This window comes from Pantoea sp. JZ2 (assembly GCF_035191405.1).
Taxonomy (GTDB): Bacteria; Pseudomonadota; Gammaproteobacteria; order Enterobacterales; family Enterobacteriaceae; genus Pantoea; species Pantoea stewartii.
Genome location: NZ_CP045247.1, coordinates 1,871,341 through 1,888,819, shown reverse-complemented (window position 1 = coordinate 1,888,819; position 17,479 = coordinate 1,871,341). Strand labels below are relative to the sequence as shown.

The window sequence follows — 17,479 nt, the reverse complement described above, 5'->3', positions numbered from 1 at the left end:
GATGGCACCTTTCTTTAAGCCTGCTAAAGCAGGGAGAGAGTCAAAACGATCAGCTTAGCGGCCAGCCAGCCTTGTGGGCAATTCTCACAGCTAAATTCGGACTGGCTCTTATCTTAGCGCAAAAAAACCGGGTTTCGCATTAAGTCATTGTCTGAGGTGATTATTTACGCAGCGCCAGGCGCATCAAATCCGTCATGCGTTCCAGTTGCTTCGCCAGCTCCAGACTCAGCCAGACATAGCCATAAATCGGCGCTTCTTCCAGACGGTCACTCCCGTCAGCGATCAACTGCTTAAGCTCTTTGACGATTTCCGTTAACTCATGATTGGCCGCGATGATGTCGTAGGTTTCCCCCTTCACAGCCATGACCGATAAGGTTCGCAGCGCGTTTTCGGTCATCTCCTGCGTGCGGCGTAACGTCGGAGCATTCAGCATGATCAGATGACTTTCGCGTGATGCCCACCAGGCATTAATTTGCATCTCAATGGTGTACACCATATTACGGTTCAACGTCTGTATCGCTTCAAACACCGATTTTGGGATGCGGGTTTCTTTACTGGACGGCTCCAGCAGGGCACGCATTTTCACCACGCTGGTGAGCAGTTTGCCCAGCGGTTTGTTCAGCCGGGGCTTTTCCACGAGGTTGGCGGAAAACCCCGCATGGTAGATTTTGGCCATTTCTGCCAGCGTATCTGACAGCTGAATACGCCAGTGAATATACGCACGCTGCGCCCAGATGGCCGTAAATAACAGCGCCAGTAACGATCCTAAAATGACATCGCCACCGCGCCACATCGCCACGGTGAAATCCCCCATTGGCGCGCCTACAACCACGCACAGCGTGATGCCAATCAGCAATGCCATGTAAGGGTGTTTCCCCAGCGTCAGATAGCCGCTGATAAACATGATCACTGCGCACCATGCCAGCATGCCGGGCAGCGAAATCATCTCCAGCCTGAGGGCGATAAGACCAGAGATTGACCCGGCAATCGTTCCGCCAATGCGTTGAATGGCGCGCGGGAAGACGTTTCCCCAGGTTGAGATCGGCCCCATCACCACAACCAGGGTAATCAAAGGCCAGGTGCCTTCGGGAATGCCCGTGACGCGGACAAGCAGAAACGCACACAGAAACGCCACTGCGATGCGTAACCCGTGCACGCTGCGGTAATGACGATATAACCAGAATTCCAGATTTGAGATGGGTTTATCAGAGCGCAAAGTCGCTTGTCCGCTGGTAAAAAAATGATTCTACGCGTCGCGCCCTGCCGATCCTGGCGCGCCGTCAATGTTTTCGCTTGTACAGCGTTGAGCGGACCATTATCAACAACCCTGCCCCGGAAATCAGCAAAATTCACCACGACGACAACACATGACGCACGATAGCAGGTTCATCCCTGCCCCGCGAAGGCGAAGCAGGGACGTAACGATTAGAACTTGCGTTTCAGGTAGTCCGTGATGCGGCTCACTACGCCCGCCTCGTTAACGGCGGTGAGTGCCACCAGCGGATAGCTGGCGATCTGCTTGTCCTTGTCCATCACCTGGATTTCACCAATATTCTCATTGGCTTTAAGTGGCGCTTCCAGATCGGTACGGTTGATCACGTATTTGGCTTTGACGTTCGGGATTTCGCTGCGCGGCAGTGACAGATAAACATCGTTTGCCGTGCCCACGTCAACCTGGTGCGGATTACCGTACCAGACATGTTCACTGCCAATTTTCTTACCGGCATGGAACAGTTGTACGGTATCAAACGTATTCTGGCCCCAGACCAGCAGCTTGCGCGCCTGCTCTTCACGCCCTTTCGCACTTTTCCCGCCCATGATGACGGCAATCAGGCGGTGCTGCCCCACAATGTTGGAGGCAATAATATTGAAGCCCGCCGTTTCAGTATGGCCCGTTTTCAGGCCATCGACGTGCAGGTTGTTGTCCCACAGCAGGCCGTTACGGTTGTTCTGGGTAATGCCGTTCCAGGTGAGGGTTTTTTCACGGTACATGGCATAGAAATCGGGCTCGCCATCAATAATGGCGCGCGACAGTTTTGCCATATCCAGTGCGCTGGAATATTGCCCCGGCGCATCCAGACCGTGTACGGTTTCGAAATGGGTATTCGTCAGCCCCAGTTTCTCCACGTAGTGGTTCATTAACTTAACAAAGTTGTCCTGGCTACCGGCCACGTAATCCGCCAGCGCAACGCAGGCGTCATTGCCTGAATCAATGATCACGCCGCGGCTGAGATCACGCACGCTTAACTTATCACCGGGCTTAAGAAACATCAGTGAGGAGCCTTTAAAGACCGGATTGCCTGCTGCCCAGGCATCTTTTCCCACCGTCACCATGTCATCGCGGGTAATTTTCTTTTGGTCGATCGCGCGGTCGACCACATAGCCGGTCATCAGCTTGGTCAGACTGGCGGGATTCCGGCGCTCGTCGGGATTGCCCGCGGTCAGCACCTGCCCCGTGGTGGCGTCCATCAGCACCCAGGAGGCTGCATCAATCGCCGGTGGCGTCACAGGAAATGGCATATCGTCGGCCTGTGCCAGCGAAGCCCAAAAAACAGTTACGGTAATTAACAGACGCCTTTTCAACACTTCATCCTTAGTTGAGCAAGTAAAACGGACATGAACAGCGGGACGTTTTACGGCAAAACCCTTAATAAGGTTTAAATAAATTGAAAAAAAGTATGAACTGCTGCGCACCATTCAACAGCCTGCGCCCTGGCAGTTGTACTCAGGCACGCAGACGACTATCCTGAACGTTGATTTTTTGCAGACAGGACAGCGACGTGCCCGCCTCTGAATTCACTTTTTTGTTTCACGATTACGAAACCTTCGGCACCAGCCCGCAACGGGATCGTCCGGCACAGTTTGCCGGTTTGCGCACCGACAGCGAGTTCAATCCGATTGGCGAGCCAGAGGTATTCTACTGCAGCCCACCGGATGATTACCTGCCCCAGCCTGAAGCGGTCATGATCACCGGTATTACGCCGCAATTAGCCGCCTCCCGGGGCGTGAACGAGGCCGAGTTTGCTGCCCGTATTCATGCGCTGTTTACCACCGAACAAACCTGCGTCGTGGGTTATAACAACGTGCGCTTTGACGATGAAGTGACGCGCAATATCTTTTACCGCAACTTCTACGATCCGTATGGCTGGAGCTGGCAAAACGGTAATTCCCGCTGGGATTTGCTGGACGTGATGCGCGCCTGTTATGCGCTGCGCCCGGAAGGTATCAACTGGCCAGAGAATGATGACGGCTTTCCCAGCTTCCGGCTGGAGCATCTGACCAAAGCCAACGGCGTGGCGCACGAAAACGCCCATGATGCGATGTCGGATGTCTATGCCACGCTGGCAATGGCGAGACTGGTGAAAGAAAAACAGCCAAAACTGTTTGAGTTTTTGTTTACGCATCGCAACAAAAACAAACTGATGACCCTGATCGACATCCCGCAGATGAAGCCGCTGGTCCATGTTTCTGGCATGTTTGGCGCGGCGCGCGGCAATACCAGCTGGGTGGTGCCGCTTGCCTGGCATCCGGACAACCGCAATGCGTTGATCGTGGTGGATTTGGCCGGGGATATTGCGCCCCTGCTGACGCTGGATGCGGACAGTTTGCGCGAGCGCCTGTACACACCTAAAAGCGAGCTGGGCGATCAGCCTGCCGTGCCGGTGAAACTGGTGCACATCAATAAGTGTCCGGTGCTGGCACCCGCTAATACCTTGCGTCCGGAAGATGCCGGGCGGCTGGGTATTGATCGTCAGTTCTGCCTGGATAATCTGGCCACGCTGCGTCAGCATCCTGACGTACGTGAAAAACTGGTGGCTATTTTTGCTGAGGCGGAACCTTTTGCGCCGTCAGAGGATGTCGACACGCAGCTCTATGACGGTTTCTTTAGCGATGCCGACCGCGCCGGAATGAACATCATCCGCCAGACCGCGCCTGCCAATCTGCCTGCGCTCAATCTGACATTTGACAGCCCGCGGGTGGAAAAACTGCTGTTTCGTTATCGCGCCCGTAATTTCCCCGGTACGCTGGATGATGCCGAACAGCAGCGCTGGCTTCAGCATCGCCGTGAGGTTCTGAATCCAGAAAAAGTGCAGGCTTTTCTGATGGAGCTGGAATCGCTGGCCAGCCTGCACGAAGGGGACGCGGAAAAACTGTCTCTGCTTAAAGCGTTGTACCGGTACGCGCAGGAACTAGTGTCCTGACGTCCCGGCAGACCGGGAAGGCCTGTCGCCCTCCCGGTTTGTATATCAGATTACCCACCACAGCGCCCAGGTCAGGGCAAAGCCGCTCAGCCCCATCAGGGTCGTCAGTACCGTCCAGGTTTTTAAACCGTCCGCCACCGACAGGCCCAGATAGCGCGTTACCACCCAGAAACCTGCATCATTCACGTGCGACAGGCCCAGACCGCCGAAGCACGCCGCCAGTGTGACCAGTACACGGTGCATATCATCTATGCCAGTCACGGCCTGGGTCAGTAATCCGCTGGTCGTGAGGATCGCCACGGTTGCCGAGCCCTGCGAAGCGCGTAGCGCCAGCGACAGAATAAACGCGGCAGGAATCAGGGGCAAATGCAGCGTTTCCAGCGCCCGCGCCAGCGCGTTGCCGACACCGGACTCCACCAGTACCTTACCAAACGCCCCGCCCGCGCCCGCCACCAGAATCACGCTGGCCGATCCCGGAATGGCGCGACCGGTCAGGTCCTCCAGCTTGTCCTTGCTCCAGCCACGACGCAGGCCCAGTAGCCAGGCGGCCAGTCCCAGGGCGATCAGCAGCGCAATCGGCGGGGTGCCAATAACCGTCATCACCTTGCGCAGCAGGCTGTCTTCCGTCAGCAGCGAGTGCGACAGCGTGCCTGCCACGATCAGCACAATCGGGACGACGATCAAACCGCTGATGGTCAGCGCGCCCGGCGGTGCGGGTTCATTTTTCTTCTGTACCCCTTCCGGCTTCGCCATCTGCAACTGTTCCAGTACCTCAACCGACAGGTGGTACTGCCGACGGTTCATTGCCTTTGCCACGTAATAGCCGAGGATACCGACCGGCACCGAGACCAGAATTCCCAGCATCATCAGCCAGCCCATATCAGTATGCAAAATGGCCGCGGCGGCGGCGGCGCCAGGGTGCGTCGGCAGCGCCACATGCACAGTCAGCATGACGCCCGCCATCGGTAAGCCAAACTTCAGCGGGGACACCCGCGCCACTTTGGTAAAGCCGTAGATCAGCGGAATGACAATGATAAAGCCCACTTCAAAAAATACCGGGATGCCTAAAATAAAGGCAGCCATCGTCAGGGCGGCAACGGTACGTTTCAAACCCAGCGTTTTGCTGAAACGCTGGGCCAGCGACTCTGCGCCACCAGAGGCTTCGATAATGGCCCCCAGCATCGCCCCCAGCACGATAATGATAGTGATATGCCCCAGCAGTCCGCCCATCCCGCTGATAATGGTTTCCATGATTTTTTCAGCCGGAATACCGGTCGCGATGGCCACCAGCAGACTGACAATTAACAGGGCAACAAAGGGATGGACTTTGGCTTTAATGACCAGCAACAGCAATATCACAATGCTGGCGGTCGCAATGGCTAACAGCAACGCAGTCGTCATAGTAAACCTCTGGAATAGTTATCTTTTTTCGCGTTTTTTCGTTAAAGCTCAACCTGGTGCCGCTCCGTTTCAGAGACGAGCAGAATGGCACCGGTACCGCAGCACCGGTGTGATTTTTTCACGTTAACTCAGCGGTTTTTCATCCAGGGCGCCAGCCAGCTCAGCCCCTCTACGGTGTCGCCGCGCGGGAAATATTCGCAGCCGACCCAACCGTCGTAGCCCACCTCATCTAACAGGCTGAACAGCCAGGGGTAGTTGATCTCGCCCTCGTCAGGTTCATGTCGACTGGGCGCGGCGGCGATTTGCACATGGCGATAACGTCCGGCGTAATGGCGAATCAGATGGCTGAGATTGCCGTCCACGATCTGGGCATGAAACAGATCCAGTTGGGTGAATACGTTGGGCCGGTCGATAAGGTCGACCATCTCCAGCGTCTGATACTGGCTGGCATAGAGATAGTGCGGTTTGGTCGTGGGATTAAGGGCTTCGATCAACAAGCGGATGTTATACGGGGCAAATCGTTCTGCCGCGTAGCGCATGTTGCGGATGAATGTCTCGACATAGCGCTGGCGATCGGCACCCGGCGGCACCGTTGCGGCCATGATATGCACCTGTGGGCAATCCAGCGCCCGTGCATATGCCAGCGCCCGGTCGATATCTGCGCGCGCGTCGGCTTCCCGTCCGGGAATAGCCGAAACGCCCCATTCCCCCGCGTCAACGTTGCCCGGTGCGGTGTTAAACAGCACCAGTTTAAGCCCGTTATCCGCCAGCAGCGCTTTCAGTTGCTCAGCCGGATATTCGTAGGGAAACAGAAACTCGACCGCGCTGAAGCCCGCCTGTGCCGCCGCGGCAAAGCGTTGCAGAAAAGGCATTTCATTGAACTGGGTAGATAAGTTAGCTGCAAACTTTGGCATTACCGGCTCCTGAGTTCAGCGACGTCGTCGGCGGTTAAATAACGAATGGCGCGATCGCCCAGGGTAAACATCAGACGCGCCGTTTCTTCCAGCTCCTCGGTATTATCCGCCGCTTCGCGCAAGGTTTTGCCGACCACCACCGGACCATGGTTTGCCAGCAGGAAGGCGCGGTAACGCGGGGCAAGCAGCGCCAGATCCTCCGCCAGCCGCGCATCACCCGGTTTATAATAAGGCACCACCGGTACATCGCCTACCCGCATCACCACATAGGGCGTGAACGGGCGGATGCAGTTCTGGCTGTCCAGATGTTGCAGGCAGGAAAGCGCGGTCAGGTAGTGACTGTGCAGGTGAACCACCGCCCGACAGTCCGGATTATTCAGGTATAGCGCCCGGTGAAAGGCGATCTCTTTCGACGGTTTATCCCCGGCTATCCACTCCCCCTGTAACGTCACGTTAGACAGACGCTCCGCATCCAGTTCGCCCAGGCAGGAACCCGTGGGCGTTGCCAGTAAGGTGCCGTCGTCCAGCAGCAGCGACAGATTACCGGCCGAGCCGGTGGCGTAACCACGCTGGAAGAACGAGGCACCCAGTCTGACCATCTCTTCGCGGGCCTGTTGTTCAGTCATGTGAAAACTCCGTTTGTGCGCGGCGGAAGAACTGCTCATCGCCAAAATTGCCAGACTTCAGCGCCAGTGACAGCGGCTGCTGGATATCTCTGACCCAGGGCACACCGGGCGAAATCACCGGACCAATATGGAAGGCGGTCACGCCCAGGCTTTGGGCGACCACGCCCGAAGTTTCGCCGCCCGCCACGATAAAGCGCTGCCAGCCGCGGGATTGCAGATCTCTCGCCACCTGAGCAAACAGTTGCTCTACCGCCTCACTGCTGCGCTGTGCACCGAAATGCTGCTGAATCGACTGCAGCTGTTGCGCATCCGCAGTGGCAAAGAGCATCGGGGCCAGCGGCCCGTCGGCATGCTCAACGACCCAGTCGCACAGCGCCCCGGCGTACTGTTCATCGTTGAGGCAGCGCTCAACGTGAATTTCCCGGGCGGGTGCCTGCTGGCGATACGCGTTGACCTGGCGGTTGGTCATTGGTGAACAGGAACCCGAAAGCACCACGGCCCGCTGCCCCTGCGGATAGCCCGCGCGCTGCGCCTGACCATCGTCGCAGCCAGATGTTGACCACTGGCGCGCCAGGCCGATTGCCAGCCCGGAGCCGCCCGTGACCAGCCGCATCGACGTCAGCGCTTCGCCCTGATTCAGCAGATGCTGCTCAGTAAGCGTGTCGATTACGGCATAATTCACGCCCTGAGCACGCAGGTGTTCAAGTTGCTCTGTTATCGCGCCTGCGCCCTGCTCGACCGTGGCTAACGGAATAAGCCCGGCTTTTCCCGTGCTCTGACACGCCATCAGCCTTAGCAGGTTACTGTCGGTCATCGGCGTGACAGGATGATGGCGCATGCCGGACTCCGACAGCAGGTGTCCCCCCACAAACAGGTAGCCCTGATAAACGGTACGTCCGTTGACCGGCAATGCCGGGCAGATCACCGTCAGCGTCTCATTCAGCGCGGCCATGAGCGCATCCGTCACCGGACCGATGTTACCCGCAGCGGTGCTGTCGAACGTGGAACAGTACTTGAAATAAAAGCGCTCACAGCCTTGCGCCTGCAGCCAGCGCAGCGCCGCAAGCGACTGACTGACGGCCAGCGCAGGCGCACAGGATCGCGATTTCAGGCTGACCACAATGGCCTGGGCATCCGGGACCGTTGTCTGTTCTGGGATGCCGTTAAACTGAATGGTAGAAAGCCCGTTCTGCACCAGAAAGCTGGCAATGTCGGTTGCGCCGGTAAAATCGTCGGCAATCACCCCTAAGCGCATCACATCGCCTCCTCGCGCTGGGGCAGCGTAATGCCGCTGAAGATTTTAATCACCGCACTGTCATCCTCGCGGCCAAAACCGGCATTGCTGGCCTCAGTGAACATATTCAGCGCGGTAGAGGCCAGCGGTAGCGGGAAATGCAGGGCTTTCGCCGTATCGGCGACCAGATTCAGGTCTTTGACAAAGATGTCCACTGCGGATTTCGGTCGATAGTCGCCGTCGACGACATGGCGCATACGGTTTTCAAACATCCATGAGTTGCCCGCTGCGTTAGTGACCACCTCATACATCGTATCGAGCGGAATCCCGGCGCGGGCGGCCAGCGCCATGGCTTCGGCCCCGGCGGCAATGTGCACGCCCGCCAGCAGCTGATGAATGATTTTGACTGTCGATCCCTGACCGATTTCCGTGCCGACGCGGTAAACCTTTGCGGCGACCGCATCCAGTACCGGTTGCAAAGCCGCAAAGGCCGCATCGCTCCCGGATGCCATCACGGTCATCTCGCCACTGGCGGCTTTGGCGGCCCCGCCGGACACTGGCGCATCCAGCATCAGCAACTGACAGTCCGCCAGTCTGGCGGCGATCTGCTGCGCATCCTGCGCGGACAAGGTGGAGGATACCATCACCGCCGTGCCCGGCTTCAGCCTGGCCGCCAGCCCCTGCTCGCCAAACAGAATCGCATTAACCTGCCGGGCATTCACGACCAGCAACAGGACAGCATCCAGGTGTTCGGCAAAGGCATGAGCCGACGACTGCGCGTCACGCGCGCCTGCCTGGCGCAGCGTTTCGCAGGCCTGCGGATTCAGATCAACGCCCCATGTCGCCAGCCCAGCCCGGATGCAGGACTGCGCCGCGCCCATTCCCATTGAGCCTAAACCTATGACACAGATCTTTGAAGCGGGCATCGGTGGCCTCCCTTGTTAAATTAAGTGAATTTTTGGTCTCTGCTGGTAATAGTGGCAGGAAAGTGCAGGTAAAAACGTGCCGTATTTCACATAAATTAACTTCATAAGGCCGCAGTTGAACATTTATTCACATCAGCCACGTAACTGTTATTACCAGGTATCGCGGTCAAATCGCCACCAGCAAAGGGGATCTGGTGCAAATTTTCCGTGCGTCTTTGTGAAGGCATCCCCTACAATGTGAAAAAATGATAAACCGAGGTGTATATGATCCCCGTTGAGCGTCATCAACAGATTCTGGCACTGGTGGCCGAGCGCGGCGTAATGAGCATCGCCGAACTGACCGAGCGTTTTGGCGTGTCACACATGACGATTCGTCGGGACTTGCAGAAGCTGGAGGAACAGGGCGCGGTGCTGTCGGTTTCCGGTGGCGTGCGCTCCGCTAACCGCCTGGCGAGCGAACCCTCGCACCTGACCAAGACCGCGCTGTGTAATGAAGAAAAAAACGCTATCGGCAAATTGGCCGCTCAGCTGATTCCGCCTGACAGCTGTATTTATCTGGATGCCGGTACGACCACACTGGCGCTGGCGCGGGAAATTGCCGACAGGGAGGACCTGTTAGTGGTCACCAATGATTTTATGGTGACCAATTTGCTGATGGAGGCGAGCCGCTGCCGGGTGATTCATACCGGTGGCACCGTCTGTCGGGATAACCGTTCCTGCATTGGCGATGCAGCCGCACGCCACCTGCGGCAACTGGCAATTGACATTGCCTTTGTCTCCACTTCCAGTTGGGGATTGCGCGGTTTGTTTACGCCGGATGAAGACAAGGTAGCGGTTAAACAGGCCGTGTGTGACGTCAGCAGCAAACGCGTGCTGCTCAGCGACAGCTCGAAATACGATAAAATCGCGACGTGGCTGGCCTTACCGCTGGAAAAGTTTGATGTGATTGTGACAGATGATCAGTTAAATGCCGCAGGACGGAATGCGTTACAGGCAGGAAGCTGGGAACTGCTGCTGGCAAGTAAAAGCTGACAGAAAACGGCCCTGCTCTGTGAATGAGCAGGGCCGGGGGATTACACTTCTTCGCTAAACTGTGGAACGGGATTGCGGAAGCTGCGCGTCACAAAGGCCAGGTAAACAATACCAATCGCGGCCCAGATCAGTCCCAGCACCATAGAACTTTGCTCCAGGTTAACCCACAGTGCACCCACGGTCAGGGCACCCATCATCGGCAGAACCAGATACTGGACGTGATCTTTCAGGGTCTTATTCCGTTTTTCACGTACCCAGTACTGCGCAATCACTGACAGGTTAACGAAGGTAAACGCAACCAGCGCACCAAAGTTAATCAGCGCAGTCGCGGTGACCAGATCGAAGTTGATCGCCATCAACGCTACGGCACCCACCAGAATCACGTTCAGGGACGGCGTGCGCCATTTTGGATGGATATAGCCGAAGAAACGCTCCGGGAACACACCATCACGGCCCATCACGTACATCAGACGTGAAACGCCTGCGTGCGCTGCCATACCGGACGCCAGTACCGTGACCACAGAGAAGATCAGGATACCGATCTGCAACGCTTTACCGGCCACATACAGCATGATTTCAGGCTGCGACGAATCCGGCTCTTTAAAGCGCGAGATGTCCGGGAAATACAGTTGCAGGAAGTACGACGCGACAATAAACATCAGGCCACCAATCAGCGCCGTCAGGAAAATCGCACGCGGAATGGTACGTTCTGCATCTTTCGTTTCTTCTGACAGCGAACTGATGCCGTCAAAACCGAGGAATGAGAAACACAGAATCGTCGCACCGGTGATCATCGGCACCACATGGGCGTTTTCAGACCAGAACGGTTTACTGCTTACCACTGTTCCCGCACCTTCGCCGTGCGCCACGCCGTAAATCACCATCGCGGTGATACCGACCATGACCACCACCTGAAGGATGACAATCACGCTGTTGAAGTTAGCGACCGTTTTGATGCCCTTAAGGTTGGAGAGCGTCATAAAGCCCACCAGCAGCACCACGAAAATCCACGACGGGATCCCTGGCACCAGGGTTTCAAAATAGTTTTTAGCCAACAGAATGTTGATCATCGGCATGAACAGATAGTCCAGCAGCGATGACCAGCCCACCATAAAGCCGACGTGCGGACTGATGGCCTTCTGAGCATAGGTATAAGCGGAGCCCGCAGATGGGAAGCGGCGTACCAGCTTACCGTAACTCACGGCGGTAAACAGAATCGCAATCAGGGCGAAAGCATAAGCGGTGGCAACGTGACCGTCCGTCAGGCCCGATACGATACCAAAGGTATCAAACAGGGTCATCGGCTGCATGTAGGCCAAGCCCATCATGACAACAGGAAGTAACGTCAGCGTTTTTTTCAGTTGGGCACGTTGTGGTGCGGCAGAGGTATTAAGCGACATGCTTCAGTCCTCCTTGCGCAGCAACCTGGCTGGGTTGATTCACAAGGAAACTGCGCATTAAGCGACAGGGAGTAAGGCTGGCGGCCAGCGCGGCGCCGTAGTCATCACGGAAACGTGTACCAGCCTGGGCTGGCAGAGTGTTAAACATCCCCATCTTTACATCCTCAATCTCACGCGGCTGCGTGTTTTCAGTGTTTATCTATCCGGGTGCGTGCCCGGCCTCGTTGGTGTCAGCTAAATGCTACGCGTTAAAAACAATATGCAAAAAAATAACCGGCGCGGTGAGCGTCGGTTATGTTCTGAATTTGCAGGGGGCGTATTTTGCCCTAACCCAACGCATTATTTCAAGACGTTGTCGCATAGAATGCAAAATTTTAATCAGGCGTTTTTCAGCATCCAGTCGATTTCGGTGGCAGTGATTAATCTTTCGAACTGCATAAGCTCATAATTTTTGCAGCTAAACCACACTTTGGCAAATTTCTCACCCAGTAATTTTTGTAAAGGATAGCTGCTTTCGAAGGCATAGAGTGCATCGCTCTGCCGAATCGGCAGCGCCAGCCCTTCCGCTTCATGGCCGTTTCCTTTAACCGGCTGTGGCAGCGGCAGCTGCGTATCGAGGCCGTGCAACATGCCGGCCAGAATGGTAGCCATGACGAGATAAGGATTCGCATCCGCCCCGGCTACCCGGTACTCGATACGGCGACTTTCCAGATCGCCACAGGGAATACGCAACGCTACCGTACGGTTATTGTGGCCCCACGACGCCTGCAAAGGAACGTAGGCATCGGGCACAAAACGACGGAAGGCATTGACGTTGGGGGCCAGCAGCGCCATGGAGGCAGGCATAAGGTCAATCATGCCCGCCAGCGTGCGTTTCAGCAGCGGGGAATCGCTTCCGTCATCACAGGCAAAGGCATTATGGTCAGCGGCATCAAGCATGCTGATATGGACGTGCATCCCGCTTCCGGCATAGTCCTCATAGGGTTTTGCCATAAACGTTGCCGTCATGCCGTGGTTCTCTGCCACCTGGCGGATAAGGCGCTTGAGTTGGATAGCATGGTCGCAGGCGCTCAGCACATCACGGGTATGATGGAGATTGATTTCGAATTGCCCCGGCGAGGCTTCCGCCAGCGCGCCATCCGCAGGAATGCCCTGCAGACGGGCCAGCGCATCGATATCACGCAGGACATCGGCGAAGTGATCGAGATTATCCAGCGAGTAAACCTGGCTTTGTCTGTTGCGATCGTCACTGCCTGGCGCACAGGGCGGTTGAATATAGCCTTCTGCATCGCGCTTTTTATCGACCAGATAGAACTCCAGCTCTACCGCTACCACCGGAAACAGTCCACGATTACGCAGCTGTTGCCACAGCCGGTTCAGAACATTTCGGGGTTCAACGTCAAAGGGAGTGCCATCTTGGTTGCACATGGTTAACAGCAGTTGTGCAATGTGTTGCGGATCGGCGGCGGAAGGGACGAGTGTGCCATGGACGGGAAGGCAGAGGTTATCGGGTTCACCAAGCGACTGGCCCAGACCGGCCTCTTCGACGGTATTGCCGAGAATATCCATGGCAAAAACCGAGGCGGGAAAGTAGCAGCCTTTTTCCAGCCTGGCTAAGGCCGAAACCGGGATGCGCTTACCGCGAAAAACACCATTTAAATCGTTGAGCAAGATATCGACATACTGCGTTTCAGGGTGGCGCTCCAGCCAGTTTTTCACTTCTTGCTGGAACGCGCTGGTTCGTCTCTCTTCACTGTGAAGCGTGAAGTCTTCTACTTCTACCAGGTTAGTCATGATTTCATCCGCCTTTGACCACAAAAATGGGAGTGCGTAATGCTCAAAAAAACCGCCACTCATCTAACATAGCTCTAACGTAAAAAGTGTGCAAATGTAACAAATATGTTTGAATATCGACCAATGGATTGCTAGATTGACAAAATATTGCACACTTAACCATCAGACATGCCCTTTTCGTCAAATATTTCGAACAGCAGTTAAGGGGGAAAGATGGGCATTATTTTTGACAAGCCTTTGATTGGCGTAGTGATGTGCCAGACGCACAATCAGGGCCACCCGGTTCAGTCTGTCCACAACAAATATCTTGATGCCATCGTCCTGGCGGGCGGCGTGCCGCTTGCCCTGCCCCATCACCTTATGGCTGCCCCGCATCTATCAGAAAACGCTATGGCTGTGCTGGACGGCATTCTGCTGACCGGGAGCCCCAGCCACCTGGAGCCCTGGCTGTATGGCGAAGAAGGCGAAGAGCCGGAGGCAGATGCCGGCCGCGATCGCCTGGCGTTTAACCTTATTACGCATGCTGTCGGCAAACAGGTGCCGCTGCTGGGCATATGTCGGGGCATGCAGGAGCTGGTCGTGGCCAACGGCGGTGCCCTGTATCGCCACCTTGACCACCATCCGCAGTTTCAGCGCCACCATGCAGACGAGGATGCCTCACCTGAACAAACTTACGCACCCGCTCATGCCATCCAGATTGCACCGGGAGGATTGCTGGACAGGCTGCAGGGGCGTGCGTCGATCACCGTCAACTCCGTTCATCACCAGGGCATTCGTGAAGCGGGACCGCAGGTGCACGTTGAGGCCCGTGCGCCCGATGGTCTGATTGAGGCGGTCAGCCTGCCAGCGCATCCTTTCGCCCTTGCCGTACAGTGGCATCCTGAATGGCAGCTGAAACCCGCCACGCCGTCCTTTGCGCTGTTTGACGGCTTTATTCAGGCCGCCCTGCACTATCACCAGAGGAAAAAGGTATGAATGATGCGGCTCAGGCTCCGGGACGCCGCCTGGCGCAGATCCGTCAGGCCATGGGACTGTCACAACGGCGCGTCGCGGAACTGGCCGGACTGACCCACAGCGCCATCAGTACTATCGAACAGGACAAGGTCAGCCCGGCGGTCAGCACGCTGCAAAAGTTACTGAAGGTTTATGGCCTGTCTTTGTCTGCGTTTTTTTCGGAGCCGCATGCTGAGGACGCGCCCAAAGTGGTGGTCCGGCCTGAAGATCTGCTGGAAATCGGCAGTCAGGGCGTTTCGCTTAAACTGGTTGATAACGGCACGAAAACCCGGGCGTTAGGCATGTTACTGGAAACTTACCAGCCAGGGGCCAGCACCGGCGAAAAATTACGCCATGCGGGCGAAGAGACCGGTACCCTGCTGGAAGGGCGCATCGTACTGGAAGTTAACGGACAGCAATTTCATCTGACGGCCGGCGAAAGTTACGTGATCGATACGGGTTTGCCGCACAGTTTTACCAACCAGGCCGATGTGCCCTGTCGCATCGTCAGCGCCCATACGCCCGCCAATTTTTAATCGGGGACGTTCGCCAAGGAGCTTGATATGAATTACGTAGAAAACTACTACACCTCCACACGGAACCCCCATGCGCCCTGGCCGGTGCTGCAGGAAAGCATCCAGTGTGACGTTTGCATTATTGGTGCCGGTTTTACGGGTTTATCGGCCGGCCTGTTTTTAACCGAAGCGGGTTACGATGTGGTGCTGCTTGAAGCGGCTCGCGTTGGTTATGGTGCCAGCGGCCGCAATGGCGGCCAGGCCGTGAACTCCTACAGCCGCGACGTGGATGTGATTGAACAACGCTACGGCAAAGACAGCGCAAAAATGCTGGGCAGTATGATGTTTGAAGGCGGTGATATTATTCGCGATCGTATCGACCGTTACGCGATCGCCTGCGATTACCGCCCGGGCGGTATCTTCGCCGCGTTTAACCGCCGTCAGATGGCGCACCTGGCCAGTCAAAAAGCCGCCTGGCAGCGTTACGGTAACGACCAGCTTGAACTATTAGATGAGCGCGGCATTCGTCGCGAGATCGGCTCAGAGCGCTATGTAGGTGGGCTGCTCGACAAACGCGGCGCACATCTGCATCCGCTGAATCTGGCGCTGGGAGAAGCCGAAGCCATTCGTCGCCACGGCGGTCGTATCTATGAACAGTCCGCCGCGTTAAGCGTCAGCTACGGTTCACCTAATCGGGTAAAAACGGCACAGGGAGAAGTCAGCGCCACGTTTCTGATTTTTGCCGGCAATGCTTATCTGCCTTCCGAACTCGAACCGCGCCTGAGTCGCAAAAGCATGCCGTGCGGCTCGCAAATCATTGCCACCGAACCGCTGTCCCGTGACCGGGCATTAGCGCTGTTACCCAACAACTATTCGGTAGAAGATTCCAATTATCTGCTGGACTATTTCCGCCTGACCGCCGACAACCGGCTGCTCTATGGTGGCGGTGTGGTTTATGGGGCGCGCGAGCCTGGCGATGTGATCACGATGATCCGGCCTAAAATGCTACGCACCTTTCCGCAGTTGCAGGACGTGAAGATTGATTTCGCCTGGAGCGGAAATTTTCTGCTGACGCTGTCGCGCATGCCACAGTTTGGTCGGCTGGAAAACAACGTCTACTTTATGCAGGGCGACAGCGGCCACGGCGTGACCTGCACGCACCTTTCCGGCAAGCTGATAAGCGAAGTGTTACGTGGGGATGCTGAGCGCTTTGATGCCTTCGCGAAGCTTCCGCATCTGCCCTTCCCTGGCGGACGGCGATTTAAAGTGCCGCTGACGGCCATGGGTGCCGCCTGGTATGCCTTACGCGACCGACTCGGCGTGTGATCAGGAACAGAATACGACGCTTTCCCCGCTAAGGGGAAAGCCACACTCATTCCAGCGGCATTTTCTGCGGATCGTCATAGCGGTATTCAAAGCCTAGCTCGTGACAGATACGTGCGCCGTCAATCAACTTACCGCTGTCGTCGTGCGTCTGCGGTTCAAAGGTGGGCGGCGTCATGCCCAGCTGGCGCGACACACAGGGATAGAAATGGGCGCGGGACGGATGTTTCAACGCACACAGGTTAAACGTCCTGCCGCCTTTTGGCGTTTGCAGCAGCAGCATAATCGCCTCCACCACATCATCCAGATGCACCAGATTCACCCCGTGCGATCCATTGGGTAAATCCTGTTTGCCGGCCAGGAAGCGACCGGGATGCCGTTTCGGGCCCACCAGCCCGGCCAGACGCAATACATCGACGCTGGTGCCGGGTAAGTCGTGCAGCCAGTTTTCCAGGTCCACCAGCGTTTTGCCTGCCGTGGTTTCTGGTTGAAGCGGGCTTTTCTCCGTTTTGATACCGGCGCTGCCGCCATAGACGGAGGTGGAACTGGTAAAGATGATCCGTGGGACATTGCGCGCCAGCGCGGTATCCACCACGTTTTGTACTGCCTGCACATAGGCGTCGCCGCCCTCTGCCGTGCGGCTGGCGGGCAGGGTGACAACCAGCGCATTCACGTCAAACAGCGCCTCCAGGTCCTCGGCCTCACAGACCAGTTCGGGCGTCAGTTCAAGTTGAAACGCATCGATGCCACAGCGACGGGCCGCCTCTACGCCATCCGGCGTGGTTTTACTGCCGGTCACCTGCCAGCCTCGCGCGGTCAGCGCCATCGCAAGCGGCATGCCCAGCCAGCCGAGTCCTACAATTGCGACCTTTTTCATATTGTCTCCTGCTGCGAACGTCAAGATTCAGCCATCTTAAGCTGCCCCTGAGTTGCAAACCAGTGCAAAGTGTTTCTGTGCTTTGCGAAGAACAACATTAAAAAAGTGTTGCCAATTTCAACTATCTTCGTTAGGTTAATTCCACACAAATGAATAACTTTTCATTATCGAGAATTTTATGACACGCGTTCAGTTCAACCATCATCACCACCATCACCCTGACTAGTCTTTCAGGCGATGTG

17 protein-coding genes and 1 other annotated feature (1 of these 18 cut by a window edge) are annotated in these 17,479 nt (G+C 56.4%); of the genes, 6 read left to right on the top strand and 11 right to left on the bottom strand.

Translation table 11 applies throughout. From position 1 onward, the window contains the following. Positions 1–160 precede the first annotated feature (160 nt). Positions 161–1,216: an FUSC family protein gene (locus tag GC087_RS09195; protein ID WP_033740425.1), complete on the bottom strand. Its 1,056-nt coding sequence runs from the start codon at positions 1,214–1,216 to the stop codon at positions 161–163. 209 nt (positions 1,217–1,425) lie between these two features. Beyond that, positions 1,426–2,583, bottom strand: coding sequence for a serine-type D-Ala-D-Ala carboxypeptidase DacD (dacD, locus tag GC087_RS09190; RefSeq protein WP_172913000.1), 1,158 nt, complete (start codon positions 2,581–2,583; stop codon positions 1,426–1,428). 197 nt (positions 2,584–2,780) lie between these two features. Here dacD and sbcB point away from each other — a divergent pair, with 197 nt between their 5' ends. Further along, entirely contained in the window at positions 2,781–4,202 is a 1,422-nt protein-coding gene (gene sbcB, locus GC087_RS09185) for an exodeoxyribonuclease I (RefSeq protein ID WP_324030365.1), read from the top strand. Positions 4,203–4,247: 45 nt separating this feature from the next. On the opposite strand, the gene GC087_RS09180 is transcribed toward sbcB, so the two are convergent. The 5 genes from GC087_RS09180 to ltnD form a co-directional block, all read right to left on the bottom strand. Continuing rightward, positions 4,248–5,603, bottom strand: coding sequence for a GntP family transporter (locus GC087_RS09180; RefSeq protein ID WP_054633499.1), 1,356 nt, complete (start codon positions 5,601–5,603; stop codon positions 4,248–4,250). Between the two features lie 128 nt (positions 5,604–5,731). Next, a complete protein-coding gene (locus GC087_RS09175; protein WP_039338095.1) occupies positions 5,732–6,517 on the bottom strand; it encodes an HPr family phosphocarrier protein in 786 nt (261 codons plus the stop codon). After that, positions 6,517–7,143 carry a 3-oxo-tetronate 4-phosphate decarboxylase gene (locus tag GC087_RS09170; RefSeq protein WP_006119816.1) on the bottom strand — a complete coding sequence of 209 codons (627 nt, stop codon included), beginning with the start codon at positions 7,141–7,143 and terminating at the stop codon, positions 6,517–6,519. The genes GC087_RS09175 and GC087_RS09170 overlap by 1 nt, the downstream gene beginning before the upstream one ends. Then, positions 7,136–8,398 carry a 3-oxo-tetronate kinase gene (gene otnK / locus GC087_RS09165; RefSeq protein WP_324030608.1) on the bottom strand — a complete coding sequence of 421 codons (1,263 nt, stop codon included), beginning with the start codon at positions 8,396–8,398 and terminating at the stop codon, positions 7,136–7,138. Before otnK ends, GC087_RS09170 begins: the two co-directional genes overlap by 8 nt. After that, on the bottom strand, positions 8,398–9,303 hold the full coding sequence (ltnD, locus tag GC087_RS09160; protein WP_033740433.1) for an L-threonate dehydrogenase: 906 nt from the start codon (positions 9,301–9,303) through the stop codon (positions 8,398–8,400). The genes otnK and ltnD overlap by 1 nt, the downstream gene beginning before the upstream one ends. 264 nt (positions 9,304–9,567) lie before the next feature. Between ltnD and ygbI the strand changes: the two genes are divergently transcribed. After that, a complete protein-coding gene (ygbI, locus tag GC087_RS09155) occupies positions 9,568–10,335 on the top strand; it encodes a DNA-binding transcriptional repressor YgbI (RefSeq protein WP_324030361.1) in 768 nt (255 codons plus the stop codon). A 41-nt stretch (positions 10,336–10,376) separates the two neighbouring features. Here ygbI and GC087_RS09150 read toward each other — a convergent pair whose 3' ends face one another. The 3 genes from GC087_RS09150 to GC087_RS09140 all read right to left on the bottom strand — a co-directional run bounded on the left by GC087_RS09150 (position 10,377) and on the right by GC087_RS09140 (position 13,529). Continuing rightward, a complete protein-coding gene (locus GC087_RS09150; protein ID WP_039338101.1) occupies positions 10,377–11,735 on the bottom strand; it encodes an APC family permease in 1,359 nt (452 codons plus the stop codon). Then, positions 11,725–11,889: a hypothetical protein gene (locus GC087_RS09145; protein ID WP_006119821.1), complete on the bottom strand. Its 165-nt coding sequence runs from the start codon at positions 11,887–11,889 to the stop codon at positions 11,725–11,727. Before GC087_RS09145 ends, GC087_RS09150 begins: the two co-directional genes overlap by 11 nt. 224 nt (positions 11,890–12,113) lie before the next feature. Further along, positions 12,114–13,529 (bottom strand): glutamine synthetase family protein, encoded by a 1,416-nt coding sequence (locus GC087_RS09140; protein ID WP_033740953.1) that lies wholly within the window; start codon positions 13,527–13,529, stop codon positions 12,114–12,116. 213 nt (positions 13,530–13,742) lie between these two features. Here GC087_RS09140 and puuD point away from each other — a divergent pair, with 213 nt between their 5' ends. From puuD to GC087_RS09125, 3 genes are read left to right on the top strand one after another with little or no spacing between them, the layout of a single operon-like run. Further along, positions 13,743–14,504: a gamma-glutamyl-gamma-aminobutyrate hydrolase gene (gene puuD, locus GC087_RS09135; RefSeq protein WP_324030360.1), complete on the top strand. Its 762-nt coding sequence runs from the start codon at positions 13,743–13,745 to the stop codon at positions 14,502–14,504. Then, complete coding sequence (puuR, locus tag GC087_RS09130; protein ID WP_054633493.1) at positions 14,501–15,058, top strand: HTH-type transcriptional regulator PuuR; 558 nt, start codon at positions 14,501–14,503, stop codon at positions 15,056–15,058. The genes puuD and puuR overlap by 4 nt, the downstream gene beginning before the upstream one ends. Before the next feature lie 27 nt (positions 15,059–15,085). Beyond that, complete coding sequence (locus GC087_RS09125; RefSeq protein WP_039338107.1) at positions 15,086–16,363, top strand: NAD(P)/FAD-dependent oxidoreductase; 1,278 nt, start codon at positions 15,086–15,088, stop codon at positions 16,361–16,363. Between the two features lie 46 nt (positions 16,364–16,409). Here the strand turns inward: GC087_RS09125 and GC087_RS09120 are convergent, their stop codons facing one another. Continuing rightward, positions 16,410–17,237 (bottom strand): SDR family oxidoreductase, encoded by an 828-nt coding sequence (locus tag GC087_RS09120; protein ID WP_006119826.1) that lies wholly within the window; start codon positions 17,235–17,237, stop codon positions 16,410–16,412. A 178-nt stretch (positions 17,238–17,415) separates the two neighbouring features. Here GC087_RS09120 and hisL point away from each other — a divergent pair, with 178 nt between their 5' ends. Beyond that, positions 17,416–17,463, top strand: coding sequence for a his operon leader peptide (gene hisL / locus GC087_RS09115; protein ID WP_100396937.1), 48 nt, complete (start codon positions 17,416–17,418; stop codon positions 17,461–17,463). Beyond that, positions 17,439–17,479, top strand: a sequence feature (His leader region) (it continues 80 nt past the right edge of the window). It overlaps the preceding gene by 25 nt.

What these genes read in the sequence shown, in the direction of transcription:
- GC087_RS09145 (WP_006119821.1), bottom strand. Translation starts at nt 11,889, where the DNA reads ATGGGGATGTTTAACACTCTGCCAGCCCAGGCTGGTACACGTTTCCGT.
- GC087_RS09125 (WP_039338107.1), top strand. Translation starts at nt 15,086, where the DNA reads ATGAATTACGTAGAAAACTACTACACCTCCACACGGAACCCCCATGCG.
- ltnD (WP_033740433.1), bottom strand. Translation starts at nt 9,303, where the DNA reads ATGCCCGCTTCAAAGATCTGTGTCATAGGTTTAGGCTCAATGGGAATG.
- GC087_RS09120 (WP_006119826.1), bottom strand. Translation starts at nt 17,237, where the DNA reads ATGAAAAAGGTCGCAATTGTAGGACTCGGCTGGCTGGGCATGCCGCTT.
- puuR (WP_054633493.1), top strand. Translation starts at nt 14,501, where the DNA reads ATGAATGATGCGGCTCAGGCTCCGGGACGCCGCCTGGCGCAGATCCGT.
- otnK (WP_324030608.1), bottom strand. Translation starts at nt 8,398, where the DNA reads ATGCGCTTAGGGGTGATTGCCGACGATTTTACCGGCGCAACCGACATT.
- ygbI (WP_324030361.1), top strand. Translation starts at nt 9,568, where the DNA reads ATGATCCCCGTTGAGCGTCATCAACAGATTCTGGCACTGGTGGCCGAG.
- GC087_RS09180 (WP_054633499.1), bottom strand. Translation starts at nt 5,603, where the DNA reads ATGACGACTGCGTTGCTGTTAGCCATTGCGACCGCCAGCATTGTGATA.
- GC087_RS09140 (WP_033740953.1), bottom strand. Translation starts at nt 13,529, where the DNA reads ATGACTAACCTGGTAGAAGTAGAAGACTTCACGCTTCACAGTGAAGAG.
- puuD (WP_324030360.1), top strand. Translation starts at nt 13,743, where the DNA reads ATGGGCATTATTTTTGACAAGCCTTTGATTGGCGTAGTGATGTGCCAG.
- GC087_RS09175 (WP_039338095.1), bottom strand. Translation starts at nt 6,517, where the DNA reads ATGCCAAAGTTTGCAGCTAACTTATCTACCCAGTTCAATGAAATGCCT.
- GC087_RS09170 (WP_006119816.1), bottom strand. Translation starts at nt 7,143, where the DNA reads ATGACTGAACAACAGGCCCGCGAAGAGATGGTCAGACTGGGTGCCTCG.
- GC087_RS09150 (WP_039338101.1), bottom strand. Translation starts at nt 11,735, where the DNA reads ATGTCGCTTAATACCTCTGCCGCACCACAACGTGCCCAACTGAAAAAA.